The sequence below is a fragment of the Pantoea sp. QMID4 genome, from assembly GCF_030270445.1.
GTDB lineage: Bacteria > Pseudomonadota > Gammaproteobacteria > Enterobacterales > Enterobacteriaceae > Pantoea > Pantoea vagans.
In genome coordinates this window covers 130,864-143,199 of record NZ_BSXL01000009.1, presented here as the reverse complement: position 1 = coordinate 143,199, position 12,336 = coordinate 130,864, and the positions used below count along the sequence as shown (strand labels likewise).

The 12,336-nt window shown below is 56.4% G+C and carries 11 protein-coding genes; 4 read left to right on the top strand and 7 right to left on the bottom strand.

Translation table 11 applies throughout. The features are described from left to right. Positions 1-151: 151 nt before the first annotated feature. The 5 genes from QSK07_RS19780 to fdnG are packed head-to-tail and all read right to left on the bottom strand — an operon-like array spanning position 152 to position 6,311. The gene (locus tag QSK07_RS19780; RefSeq protein ID WP_285722515.1) at positions 152-763 is read right to left on the bottom strand and encodes a glutathione S-transferase; all 612 of its coding nucleotides are present in this window, start codon (positions 761-763) and stop codon (positions 152-154) included. Between the two features lie 21 nt (positions 764-784). Next, positions 785-1,708: a formate dehydrogenase accessory protein FdhE gene (gene fdhE / locus QSK07_RS19775; protein ID WP_098051911.1), complete on the bottom strand. Its 924-nt coding sequence runs from the start codon at positions 1,706-1,708 to the stop codon at positions 785-787. After that, positions 1,708-2,349, bottom strand: coding sequence for a formate dehydrogenase cytochrome b556 subunit (fdoI, locus tag QSK07_RS19770; protein WP_285722513.1), 642 nt, complete (start codon positions 2,347-2,349; stop codon positions 1,708-1,710). The genes fdhE and fdoI overlap by 1 nt, the downstream gene beginning before the upstream one ends. Further along, on the bottom strand, positions 2,349-3,248 hold the full coding sequence (fdxH, locus tag QSK07_RS19765; RefSeq protein WP_285722511.1) for a formate dehydrogenase subunit beta: 900 nt from the start codon (positions 3,246-3,248) through the stop codon (positions 2,349-2,351). The genes fdoI and fdxH overlap by 1 nt, the downstream gene beginning before the upstream one ends. A gap of 12 nt (positions 3,249-3,260) precedes the next feature. Continuing rightward, positions 3,261-6,311 (bottom strand): formate dehydrogenase-N subunit alpha, encoded by a 3,051-nt coding sequence (gene fdnG, locus QSK07_RS19760; RefSeq protein WP_285722509.1) that lies wholly within the window; start codon positions 6,309-6,311, stop codon positions 3,261-3,263. Positions 6,312-6,745: 434 nt separating this feature from the next. Here fdnG and fdhD point away from each other — a divergent pair, with 434 nt between their 5' ends. Continuing rightward, entirely contained in the window at positions 6,746-7,531 is a 786-nt protein-coding gene (gene fdhD, locus QSK07_RS19755; RefSeq protein ID WP_502921726.1) for a formate dehydrogenase accessory sulfurtransferase FdhD, read from the top strand. Here the strand turns inward: fdhD and QSK07_RS19750 are convergent. Then, on the bottom strand, positions 7,528-8,304 hold the full coding sequence (locus QSK07_RS19750; protein WP_285722506.1) for a DeoR/GlpR family DNA-binding transcription regulator: 777 nt from the start codon (positions 8,302-8,304) through the stop codon (positions 7,528-7,530). The two genes, fdhD and QSK07_RS19750, sit on opposite strands and share 4 nt — an antisense overlap. A gap of 206 nt (positions 8,305-8,510) precedes the next feature. Here QSK07_RS19750 and QSK07_RS19745 point away from each other — a divergent pair, with 206 nt between their 5' ends. The 3 genes from QSK07_RS19745 (at position 8,511) to QSK07_RS19735 (ending at position 11,921) form a co-directional block, all read left to right on the top strand. Continuing rightward, positions 8,511-9,851 carry an aspartate aminotransferase family protein gene (locus QSK07_RS19745; protein ID WP_098051907.1) on the top strand — a complete coding sequence of 447 codons (1,341 nt, stop codon included), beginning with the start codon at positions 8,511-8,513 and terminating at the stop codon, positions 9,849-9,851. A gap of 281 nt (positions 9,852-10,132) precedes the next feature. After that, positions 10,133-10,750 (top strand): superoxide dismutase [Mn], encoded by a 618-nt coding sequence (sodA, locus tag QSK07_RS19740; protein ID WP_013359624.1) that lies wholly within the window; start codon positions 10,133-10,135, stop codon positions 10,748-10,750. 202 nt (positions 10,751-10,952) lie between these two features. Continuing rightward, a complete protein-coding gene (locus QSK07_RS19735; RefSeq protein WP_285722504.1) occupies positions 10,953-11,921 on the top strand; it encodes a VirK/YbjX family protein in 969 nt (322 codons plus the stop codon). Between the two features lie 8 nt (positions 11,922-11,929). Here the strand turns inward: QSK07_RS19735 and QSK07_RS19730 are convergent, their stop codons facing one another. Next, positions 11,930-12,292 carry a YibL family ribosome-associated protein gene (locus QSK07_RS19730; protein WP_098051905.1) on the bottom strand — a complete coding sequence of 121 codons (363 nt, stop codon included), beginning with the start codon at positions 12,290-12,292 and terminating at the stop codon, positions 11,930-11,932. Positions 12,293-12,336 lie beyond the last annotated feature (44 nt).

Here is a 12,336-nt window from a genome sequence, read left to right as displayed (position 1 = left end):
TCGTCCGGTAATGACCGTGACCGAACCGCCGGTAAAATGCGGTGACGCGTTGTTGAAAACCGGATATTCGCAACGACATCTGTAAATATCCAATTCCTGAGAGCGTGACTCCGCAGGGTATGAAACTGACTGCTGCCAGCCGCCGCACCCATCACGCCGCAGGCGGTGTCGTCCGCGCAAAGCTCTCACGCTCAAACAGCGTTTCCGCCAGCTTTACCAGCGCCGGACGCTCGACACACCAGTTTGGCACCACGCGGCGGAAATTGAGGTAGCCGATCATGCAGCCAGTGGCGATATCAGCCAGATTAAGCTGGCCGTTGTTAAGCCATTTTCCCTCTGCGGCCTTCGCTTCCAGCATATCGAGACTGCGCTGAATCTTTTCCCGATTGCGTAACAGCACCTCTTCCGACTGCAAATCCCCCGGACGCATCTGCTCGCGCACGATCACCAGCGCGGCATCACTGACCCCATCTGCCAGTTTCTCCAGCTGACGAATGTTAAGTGATTCAAGCGGATCGGCAGAGAGTAAAGCAGGCTCCGCGCCGCGCAGTTCCAGAAACTCCGCGATGATGCTGGAGTCGAACCAGATTTGTTTATCGTCAGCGACCAGCGCCGGAACTTTGCCCAGCGGATTGTAGTGTGGTACGTGGCTGTCATCGCTGTAAGGCGATGCGTTAACAAATTCAAACGTAATGCCTTTTTCCAGCATGATAATCGAAATCTTACGCACAAACGGGCTGGTATAGCTGCCAATCAGTTTCATCGGGTTCTCCGGATTCAGTGACTATTCGCCAGGAAACATAAAAGGATTGAGACTGCTGCGCGCGAAGCCTTCCTGCTCCATTCTGGCATCCAGTATCAGTGACGCCAGGTCATCGGCCACCGGTTCAATCGCCGGATCTTTCTCCTGATAGAGCATCTTCAGGTAGGTGCCGCAGTCGCCACAGCTTTCCGCCTTGACCGCCGCCTTTTCGCTGTCAAGCGACCAGTAGTGCAGATCGCGGGACTGTTCGCACTGGGTACATTTGCTGCGCACCACATGCCATTCACTTTCGCACAGATTGCAGTGCAGATAGCGCGCGCCTTCATGGCTGCCCATATGCACCACGCTGGCGACCGGCATGCTGGCGCAGACCGGACAGAACTGGCGCTGATCGCCCATCTCCGCGCGTGCTTTGCCCGGGATCAGGGCTGCCATCTGCGCCCAGTAGAGCGAAAGCGCCGCCCAGATAAAGGGGGCTTTATCGCTGCTGACCTGCGCATATTCGCCGGTAAACAACGCGCTGGCCAGGGTTTCCAGCTCGGTGGCGGACGCCTTCTCCAGATTCTCCAGCACCGCCAGCGCCTGACCGCTCATCTCCGGCTTCAGTTCGGCAATCAGTGAATGCAGCAGCCGTTGCCAGTGCGCATCGCGCGGCAGGGTGTGTATGTTCAGCGGCGGCTTGCCCTCGCTGGCGCTTTGCGTCAGTCGGGCATGCAGGTCGATGTGCAGCGGATGGTCATACAGCACAATCTCCTGCGCTTCAGCGATCACCGCCGCAAAGCGCAGATAGTCGCCGAGTGGATTTTTCGCCGCCAGGTCGCGCAGTCGCGCGGCACGACGGCTGTATAAATTTTTCAGCCGTGGAAAAAGTAACGGCGGAATCATCTCCGCCGTTGTCTTTTCGCCTTTCTCCAGCTGGTCCTGCGGGATTATGCGAATACTCATCAGGGGCGTTTTTCCTGTTTTATTGGCGGATTGCGCTGCTCACGATACCAGCGAGGATGATGCTGTCTGGCCCATTCCGGGCTGACCCAGCCTTCCACCATCGCAGTCAGTGTGCCTTTGACCCACAATGCAGCATAAATATGCACCATAATGACGATGATCAGGGTAACCGCTGACACCGAATGCACAACCAGCGCCAGACGAATCAGCGGAATGGCAAAGGCATCAGCAAAGTATGGTCGCCAGATCACAATGCCGCTGGCAAGCAACAATATTAAGCTGATGATAGCAGCCCAGAACACACACTTCTGACCAAAGTTATATTTACCGGTATCACCCACCTCTTCATTCAGCGCAATCCGGTGAATATTTCTGGCCCAGTAAAGGTCATCGCGATTAATCAGGTTGTGTTTCCAGTAACGTAAAAACATCAGCATAAAAGCGGCAAACATCACCACGCCAACAAAAGGATGCAGAATACGCGCCAGCTGTGGCGTGCCAAAGATCAGCATCAGCCAGTTAAACGACGGAAAGAAAAACCCCAATCCGCTTAACGCGGCTATGACAAAGCAAATCGCGACGATCCAGTGATTGATGCGTTCAGGTGCGCGATAGCGCACCAGATGATCGGGCTTCTTCATTATTGATGCTCCTCAGGCTGATCGTCGTTGTCGTTGTGCTCTTCAGTGACGCGATTCGGGCCAACGCCAACATAATGGAAAATTGAGGCGGCAAACGTAGCGGCAAAACCGACCGCTGCCAGCGGTTTCCAGATCCCCTTCCAGAAGGTCACGATCGGGCTGATGCCCGGATTAGCAGGCAGTCCGTGATAGAGCTGAGGCTTGTCGGCATGATGCAGCACATACATCACGTGGGTGCCGCCCACGCCTTCCGGGTTGTAGAGGCCCGCCTGCGCAAACCCGCGTGACTTCAGTGCTGCCACGCGCTCCTCCGCCAGCGTCAGCATGTCGCTTTTACTGCCGAAATGAATGGCACCGGTCGGACAGGTCTTCACGCAGGCGGGTTCCTGACCGACGCTGACGCGATCCACGCACAGCGTACATTTGTAGGCGCGGTTATCTTCTTTATTCAGCCGTGGCACGTTAAACGGGCAGCCGGCGATGCAGTAGCCGCAGCCAATGCACTGCTCAGACTGAAAATCGACGATGCCGTTGGCATACTGAACGATGGCACCAGCCGAAGGACAGGCTTTCAGGCAGCCGGGATCGGCGCAGTGCATGCAGCCATCTTTACGAATCAGCCAGGCCAGCTTGCCGTTCTCTTCGACTTCGGAAAAGCGCATCACCGTCCAGGATTTGGCGGTCAGATCGGTAGGATTGTCATAAACCCCGATGTTTTGGCCGACTTCATCGCGGATGTCGTTCCACTCGGCGCAGGCGACCTGGCAGCCTTTGCAACCGATACAGGTGGTGACATCGATGAGTTTCGCCACTTCGCGCTGGTGATCGCGCGCCTGCGGCGGCGGGGTAAAGCCATTGGTCGCAGAGCGACGAATAATATCCTGTGATTGATAAGCCATAGTCATCTGCCGTTACGCTTTTTCCACTTTTACTAAAAATCCCTTGTACTCCGGGGTCTGTGAGTTGGCATCGCCAACCGAAGGCGTCAGCGTATTGGCGAGGAAGCCTTTACGCGTGGTGCCTTCAAAGCCCCAGTGGCAGGGAATGCCCACGGTATCAACCGGCTTGCCGTCAATCATCAGACGCTGCAGACGGCGTGTGACCACCGCTTTGGCTTTGATATAGCCACGACGTGATGAGACTTTGACGCTGTCTCCGGCCTGAATGCCTTTCTCCTCTGCCAGCTCCGTGCCGATCTCGACAAATTGCTCCGGCTGCGCGATTGCATTCAGCAGGGCATGTTTGGTCCAGTGGCGGAACAGCTCGGTGATGGAGTAGGTGGTGGCGACGCAGGGATAGTCAGCGGCCTCACCCAGCTGCGCGGCATCGCTGCTGAACAGACGGACCACCGGACTGTGACGCTGCTGCGGATGCAGGGGATTGTCGGCGAGCGGGCTTTCCATCGGTTCGTAGTGTTCCGGGAACGGCCCGTCGGCCATTTTATCGAGTGCAAACAGGTGGCCGAGGCCATCGGGCTGCATGATAAACGGACCGGCCTGCTTCTGCGGCGACAGCGTTACCGGATAATCCGGTACGTCGATGCCGTGCCAGCGTGTGCCATCCCACTCAATCAGGCGGCGCTGCGGATCCCAGGCTTTACCCTGTGCATCCGCGGAGGCGCGGTTATAGAGAATGCGGCGGTTAGCGGGCCAGGCCCAGGCCCAGCCTGAGACGGCCCCCAGTCCCGATGGATCGGCGTTGTCGCGTCGTGCCATCTGGTTGCCTTCCGGCGTCCAGCTGCCGCTGTAGATCCAGCAGGAACTGGCGGTGGTGCCGTCGTTACGCAGCTCAGAGAAGCCGTTGAGCTGCTGGCCTTTTGTCAGCAGCAGTTTGCCGCTGGCGTCATAAATGTCGGCCAGCGCCTGCCCGTTGTTCTCCTGCGCCACCTCTTCCGGCTCAGGATTGAACGGGTCGTGATAGTCCCAGCGCATCGCCATCAGCGGCTCAGGGGCTGCACCGCCTTCCAGGCGGTAGAGCGCGCGCAGACGCATAAACAGATTGCCGAGGATTTTGCCGTCGTGCAGCGCTTCCGCTGGCGGCTCGGCGGCCGCCCAGTGCCACTGCAGCCAGCGCGACGAGTTCGCCACCGAACCCGACTCTTCGGCGAAGCAGGAAGAGGGCAGGCGGAACACTTCGGTCTGGATAGTCGACGGATCGACGTCGTTGAATTCATCATGATGCTGCCAGAAGCTGGCGGTTTCCGTGCGCAGCGGATCGATCACCACCATATATTTGAGGCGGGAAAGGGCCCGAACGGCTTTGTTTTTGTCCGGGAAGGCGGCCAGCAGGTTGAAGCCCTGAATCAGACAGCCGTTCAGCGCGCCCTGCTCCATCATCTCCGCCTGCGCCATGCAGTCGTAAGCCTTGTCCCACTTTGGCAGCCAGTCGTAGCCCCACTGGTTCTCCGCCGTGGCGTTATCGCCGTAGAAACTTTTCATCAGGCTGACAAAAAACCTGTCGGTGTTCTGCCAGTAGTTGACCTGGTCCGGCAGCGCTGCAACCGGCGTGGCCTGTTGCAGGTAAGTCGCCAGCGTAGTCATCTTCTCGGACGGCAGCGGCAGATAGCCCGGCAGGCTCTGCGCCAGCAGGCCGAGGTCGGTGTAACCCTGCACGTTGGAGTGACCGCGCAGCGCGTTAATACCGCCACCCGGCATACCGATGTTGCCCAGCAGTAACTGGATCATCGCCGCCGTGCGGATAATCTGCGAACCATTGGTGTGGTGGGTCCAGCCCAGCGCATAGAGGATGGTTGCGGTGCGATTGGGCACGCAGGTGGAGGCGAGCTGCTCGCACACCGTAAGAAAGGCATCCTGCGAAGTGCCGCACATCCGCGTCACCATTTTCGGGGTGTAACGGCTGGCATGAGTTTTCAGCAGGTTCAGTACACAGCGTGGATGGCTGAAGCTCTCATCGCGTCGCGCATGGCCGTTTTCATCCAGCTCATAGTGCCAGCTCTGGCGATCGTACTGACGGGTTTCTGCATAGTAGCCGCTGAATAACCCGTCACTGAAGCTGAAGCCTTCGCTGACAATCAGGGCCGCGTTGGTGAAGGCGCGAACATACTCCTGCTGAATCTGATTGTGCTGAAGCAGATAGTTGATCACCCCCATCAGGAACACCACGTCGCTGCCTGCACGCAGGGGTGCATAGAAGTCAGCGACCGCTGCAGATCGATTAAAGCGCGGATCGACCACGATAACCTGCGCATTGTTATGAGTTTTGGCTTCAATCACCCATTTAAAGCCAACCGGATGTGCCTCGGCGGGGTTGCCGCCCATGATCATCACCACGTTGGCGTTTTTGATGTCGTTCCAGTTGTTGGTCATCGATCCGCGACCAAAGCTCGGCGCCAGCGCCGCCACGGTCGGGCCGTGACACAAGCGCGCCTGGTTTTCCAGCGCCAGAATACCCAGCGCGCGGGCAAATTTCTGATCGAGCAGGCCGGTTTCATTACTGGCCGCGGAGGAGCAGAGCATCGACGTGGTCGGCCAGCGGTTTACCGTCACGCCAGCGGCGTTGATCGTCTGGAAATGAGCATCGCGATCCTGCTTCATCAGGTGGGCAATGCGGTCAAATGCCTCATCCCAGCTGATGCGCTGCCATTTATCGGAACCCGGAGCGCGGTATTCCGGGTATTTCAGGCGCTGTTCGCTGTGAATAAAGTCGAGCACGCCTGCACCTTTCGGGCAGAGCGATCCGCGACTGACCGGATGATCAGGATCGCCTTCGATATGATAAATCGAGGCACGGGCATTTTTTGCGCCATCGCCCAGGCTGTAAATCAGCATGCCGCAACCGACTGAACAGTAGGTGCAGTTATTGCGTGTTTCTCTGGCACGAATGAGTTTGAATTCTCTGACGCTGGCTAACGCTGTAGTGGGGGCAAAACCGAGTAACGCCGCGCTGGTGCCCGCCAGCCCGCCAGCACAGATTTTGAAAAAACGCCGTCTGTTAATCTGCATTTTATCGTTCTTCTTTATAAGCTCCATTGCGAAGCCTTGCAAAATAGCAGTCCGGGTTGACGGTAAGTTGACCAGGGTCAACACGTTAGTCATTAGTAATTCTTTTTCTCAATTTTGTTAAAAATCTTCGGTGGTGTATTTGTGCTGCAGGCAGATTTTCAGACGGAGCAGATAATTACTGTTTTTTTATGCTTACCGATGTTAACGCGTAAAAGAGAACTATTCGCATTGTGCCCGCCAGCAGGCGCGGCCAGACCTTTTGGCGGAGAAAACCGCATGAATTGGCCCGCTGTTTATTTGCGCTGAATGGGGCTAAAAGGCAGAATCAGAGCGCGTCAGTGCTCTGTCGTATCGGGCACTGAATTACATAATTTATTAACAACAGGTCATACTTTTTGAAAGCTATCCAGCCTGACTCAGGCGAAGATTTAACAATTCAGGCCGGCGTCAGCAGGACGCAGGTGTGGCAGCGTAAAGACCTGACCGATGCGCAGGATGACTGGCTGGCGGATGAAGTGCCGGTGGCGCTGGTCTATAACGGCATTTCGCACGTAGTGATGATGACTACGCCCAAAGATCTGGCGGCGTTTGCGCTGGGCTTCTCGCTGTCAGAGGGCATTATCGACGCGCCGGGCGACATTTTCGGCATGGACATCGTGCCGGGCTGTGACGGCATTGAGGTTCAGATTGAGCTTTCCAGCCGCCGTTTTATGGCGCTGAAAGCGCAGCGTCGCGCGCTGGCAGGCCGGACAGGCTGCGGCGTGTGTGGCGTTGAACAGCTGGATCAGATTGGCAAGCCGCTCTCTCCGCTGCCGTTTACCCAGACCTTCGCGCTGGAGCAACTGGATCGGGCGCTGGGCCAGCTGAAAGATTATCAACCGGTCGGACAGAAAACCGGCTGCACCCATGCGGCCGCGTGGATCCAGCCCGACGGTCAGCTGGCCGGGGGCTGTGAAGATGTGGGTCGCCATGTGGCGCTGGATAAGCTGCTGGGCTATCGCAGTCAGGCAGAGTGGGGACCGGGCGCGGTGCTGGTTTCCAGCCGCGCCAGCTATGAAATGGTGCAGAAGTCCGCCATGTGCGGCGTCGAGATTCTGTTCGCGGTTTCCGCCGCGACCCGCCTGGCAGTTGAGGTGGCTGAGCGCTGCAATCTGACGCTGGTCGGCTTCAGTAAACCTGGCCGCGCCACGGTCTACAGCCATCCTCAGCGACTGCGTTAGACCACCATCACCTCTGGCAGCGTCTGCTGCAACGCTTCAAGGGCGGCCCCGTTGTCGCCGCCGCTGTCAGTAATCAGCATGGTGATCGTCTGCGGCGGCGCGTAAACCGTGCGGCTGACCACGCCCAGTTTGGTGTGATCGGCCAGCAGATAGCAGGCTGCAGATTGCTGCACCATCGCTCTGGCAATGGCCGCTTCGTGCGGATGAAAACTGCTGGCACCGCGATTCGCCTCAATGCCGACCGGCGACAGCAGCGCGACGTCGGCGCGATAGCGGAAGATTTCGCCCACGGTGATTTCGCCGCGCGTCTGGTGCGCACCCGCTGTCATCATCCCGCCCAACAAAATAATCTGGTTATTCAGCGGCTTATCTTCTTCTCCGGCGCTCAGCGCCAGCGCGGCCTGCAGGCTATTAGTCACTATCGTCAGGCCGGAAAGGGCGTGTAGCGCCTCTGCCAGCAGGGTGGTGGTGCTGCCCGCATCAAGAAACAGCGTCTGTCCCGGCTGCAGCAACTGCGCAGCGGCGCGGGCGATGGCGCGCTTCTCGCGGGTCTGCGTGCTGCGGCGTTGTGTCAGCGGCGGTTCAGCCGCCGTTTCAATCGCGACCAGGCCACCATGAACGCGGCGCGCCAGACCCTGCGCTTCCAGCTCAATGATATCGCGGCGCGCGGTTTCGCGAGACACCCCCAGCTCCCTGATGATGCGATCAGTACTGACCTGATTAAGCCGGGTCAGTAAGGCACGGATGCGATGAAGGCGCGTTTCCTGCAGCATAGCGGTTTCCTTATAAAGCGCGAAGAGCACGGATGATACGCCACTGAGGCGAAAGATGCCGTCTGAATCAGAGGGCAGCTTAACGCGGGAAACGACCAGCGTCATGTGTATTTTATTGTATTTGTGTATTTGGTTGCATTTTAGATTCAGGCAGGCATGATACAGGGGTCAGCTCTTCCTCCTTCATCCTTGTCACGGGAGTCATTATGGCCACGCGTTCCACCATTATGGATACCAACAGTTTCCGCGCCGAACATGCCGATGCGCTCGACAGCGAAACGCGCAAACTGACCGATAAACGCAGCAAAGTGCTTGGCGAATCCTATCGCCTGTTCTATCGCAAACCGGTTCATCTGGTACGGGGTGAAGGGCAATATCTGTGGGACGCGGCGGGCGATAAATATCTCGACGTCTACAACAATGTGGCGAGCATCGGCCACTGTCATCCGGCCGTGATTGAGGCGGTGACGCAGCAGATGAAAATGCTGAACACCCACACCCGTTACCTGCATGAAAATATCCTCGACTATAGTGAAGCGCTGCTGGCGACCACGCCTGCAGCGATTGATCGTGCGATGTATATGTGCACCGGGTCGGAAGCCAATGACCTGGCGATCCGCGTGGCGCGCGCTTTCAGCGGCGGTACCGGAATTATCGTCAGTAAAGAGGCCTATCACGGTACCAGTGAGCTGACCTCCGGCGCTTCTCCGGCGCTGGGCAGTGGACAGCCGCTGGCACCTACCACGCGGCTGGTGATGCCACCGGATGCGTATCGTGTGGATGCACCGGACCTGGGCGACTGGTTCGCTGACCAGATTCAGCAGCAGATTGATGATATGGCGGCGAATGGTATTAAATTTGCCGGTTTCCTGGCGGACTCGATCTTTTCCTCCGACGGGGTTCTGCCCAATCCGCGCGGCTTCCTGAAAAAAGCGGTCGAGGTGGTACACGCCAACGGCGGCATCTTTATTGCCGATGAAGTGCAGCCTGGCTTTGGCCGCACCGGCGATGCGTTCTGGGGCTTTGGCCGCCACGATGTGGTGCCTGATGTGATTACCACCGGCAAGCCGATGGGCAATGGCATTCCGGTGTCCGGGCTGCTGGCAAAAAGCGAGGTGCTGGCCGCCTTCAGTGACTCGATTCCCTACTTTAATACCTTTGGTGGCAATCCGGTGGCGATGGCGGCGGCGCAGGCGGTGCTGAACGTGATCACCGAAGAGGGGTTACAGGAACACAGCCGTGTGGTCGGCGCGAAGCTGCTGGCGGAGTTACAGACCCTGATGGATCGCTATGAGTGCGTGGGGGATGTACGCGGTGCCGGGCTGTTTATCGGCTTCGAACTGGTCACTGATCGTCACAGCAAAATGCCGGACAAAACCCTGGCGCTGAATCTGATTGAGAAGCTGCGTGAACATCGTGTGCTGACCTCGGTCGCCGGCCCGTATGGGAATGTACTGAAATTGCGTCCGCCTTTGGCTTTCCAGGAAAGTGACATCGACTGGCTGGTTGGTGCACTCGACAACTCACTGCGCGAGCTGGGTCAGTAAGGCGCAGGGCAGGGCAGATGCGGCGTCCGGGCGAAATGCATGCCTGCTGGCAGTCTGGCTCCGGCCTGCCGCGCTCCCTGTCGATGAGGCAGAAAAGGCAGAGTCTGCAGCAGCACACTGAAAAAACAACGGGTTGCTAATGCCGGGTTTCGCAAATCCTTATGGTTAATAGGGCATTGATTACCCTTTTACGCTACATGAATTTAACTATAATGATTCGACTGCTTACGCGGCACGTCCCGAATTCGTCGTGCTGCTCACACTAAATGGAGAGGAAGAACATGAGTTATTCACTGCCATCCCTGCCTTACGCATACGACGCACTGGAACCGCATTTCGACAAGCAGACGATGGAGATCCATCACACTAAACACCACCAGACCTACGTGAACAACGCGAACGCGGCGCTGGAAGGTACGGAATTTGCTAATCTGCCGGTAGACGAGCTGATCACCAAACTGGATCAGCTGCCAGCAGACAAAAAAGGCCCACTGCGTAACAATGCAGGTGGTCACGCTAACCACAGCCTGTTCTGGAAAGGCCTGAAAACCGGCACTACACTGCAGGGCGACCTGAAAGCGGCTATCGAGAAAGATTTCGGTAGCGTGGAAAAATTCCAGGAAGAGTTTGAGAAAGCTGCTGCCACCCGTTTCGGTTCTGGCTGGGCATGGCTGGTTAAGAAAGGCGACAAACTGGCTGTGGTTTCAACCGCAAACCAGGATAACCCACTGATGGGCGAAGCGGTTGCCGGCGTTTCTGGCTTCCCGATCATCGGTCTGGATGTGTGGGAACACGCTTACTATCTGAAATATCAGAACAAGCGCCCTGACTACATCAAAGCGTTCTGGAACGTGGTTAACTGGGACGAAGCGGCAGCCCGCTTCGCGTCTGCTAAATAAGTTAACCAAACGTAAACGTAATGAAGATAAACCGGTGAAATCTATTTCGCCGGTTTTTTTTTGTCCTTATTTTGTGTATTGCCAAAATGAAATGAAAATCGTCAATTATCGGTTTTAATGTTATTCCACATTAACTTTCTGTTGATATTGGCTATGTTATGTTCGGTGACATTCCTGCTTAACTCACTGTGTGTCGCTGACTATGTCAATTATAACTACTCACGAAAATACGACCGAATCCTCTGCTTCACTTTTTTTCCAGTTAATCAGTGGCAAATACATTCCGGATAAACTCTGGATCAGTAAACGTTTTCGTCTGAAATTTGTGTTAAGAACCTTAATATCGCCGCTGACCACGCTGCATTATCTGGATGCACTGTCGCATCTACCGCAACTTCCCTTGCTGATGAGCACCCAGGGATTGCTGCCAGCCAAGCTGCACCGGCCCTATCTGCGTTCAGGCATGAGCATTGCTGCGCGTGCGCAGGCGATTCTCGACCACTACACGCTGATGAACAATCTTGAAAATCCTCAGCTGCGTCAGCTACTGCAGAGCGCTTCAGAAAATCCGCTGGCCGCGCTGACCGGAAAAAATGGCGAAGCCTTTTTACTCTCCTGCAGTTCCGGTTATTTTGATCGTGAAGGGGAAGTGACGCTGGTATTACGTTATAACGACGAAATTATTACTTCACTTTCTTTTTCGATTCTTGACGAGAATAACCAGCGCACCTTATTAATTGGCGGATTACAGGGGCCACGGAAACATATTAATAATGAGATAATCCGCGAGGCGACCAAAGCGGCTCACGGTCTCTTCCCGAAACGCCTGTTAATGGAGGCGGTATTTATTGTGGCGAAGCAGTGCGGCGTGGAAAGTATTCAGGCGGTAGGTGATGAGACCCATGTATTCCGCAGTCTGCGTTATCGCCACAGCAAAGGGGATAAGTTCTTTGCCAGCTACAGTGAATTCTGGCTGTCGCTGAGTGGTGAAGCGCGCAGGGATGGGATGTTTACGCTGCCGCTGAGCCTGCCGCGTAAAACGCTGGAGGAGATTGCCAGTAAGAAGCGGGCAGAGTATCGCCGACGTTATGAACTGCTGGATGCGCTGGCGGAGCAGGTTTATGCCGCCGCCGGCGAACGCAAAGCCGATGTCGATCAGGCCGCTGCCTGATCGACCCGTCAGAATGCGGTTTTAGCGAAGCCCGTCATCGCTTTAAGTCCCATCTCACGTCCCAGCGCGGTCATTGGATGCACCACCACCAGGCCGCGTACGCTTTTCTTTAGCGCACCCAGATTTGCCTGCTCTTTTTTGGTAATTTCGCGGCTGAAGCCCATTTTCTGCAGCTTCTGCGCTTCGGCACTCAGTTTTTCAACCCGCAGACCGCGCAGACGCTCAATCTCAATGACCAGCGCTTCTTTATCTTTCAACAACGCGCCCAGTTTCTCGGTATCACCCGACTCCAGTAACTGCGGCTCTTTACGGTTCAGTGCGTCCAGCTTATCGCTGAGAAGTTTAATTTCGTTCTTTTCTTGCTCTTTCATGACAACAACTCGTTGAGGAAAACAGGCCAAGGATACACCAAATC

Bases quoted from the DNA above. Each gene is read 5' to 3' on its own strand.
- QSK07_RS19730 (WP_098051905.1), bottom strand. From the start codon at position 12,292: ATGAAAGAGCAAGAAAAGAACGAAATTAAACTTCTCAGCGATAAGCTG.
- QSK07_RS19750 (WP_285722506.1), bottom strand. From the start codon at position 8,304: ATGCTGCAGGAAACGCGCCTTCATCGCATCCGTGCCTTACTGACCCGG.
- QSK07_RS19780 (WP_285722515.1), bottom strand. From the start codon at position 763: ATGAAACTGATTGGCAGCTATACCAGCCCGTTTGTGCGTAAGATTTCG.
- QSK07_RS19745 (WP_098051907.1), top strand. From the start codon at position 8,511: ATGGCCACGCGTTCCACCATTATGGATACCAACAGTTTCCGCGCCGAA.
- sodA (WP_013359624.1), top strand. From the start codon at position 10,133: ATGAGTTATTCACTGCCATCCCTGCCTTACGCATACGACGCACTGGAA.
- fdoI (WP_285722513.1), bottom strand. From the start codon at position 2,349: ATGAAGAAGCCCGATCATCTGGTGCGCTATCGCGCACCTGAACGCATC.
- fdnG (WP_285722509.1), bottom strand. From the start codon at position 6,311: ATGCAGATTAACAGACGGCGTTTTTTCAAAATCTGTGCTGGCGGGCTG.
- QSK07_RS19735 (WP_285722504.1), top strand. From the start codon at position 10,953: ATGTCAATTATAACTACTCACGAAAATACGACCGAATCCTCTGCTTCA.
- fdxH (WP_285722511.1), bottom strand. From the start codon at position 3,248: ATGGCTTATCAATCACAGGATATTATTCGTCGCTCTGCGACCAATGGC.
- fdhE (WP_098051911.1), bottom strand. From the start codon at position 1,708: ATGAGTATTCGCATAATCCCGCAGGACCAGCTGGAGAAAGGCGAAAAG.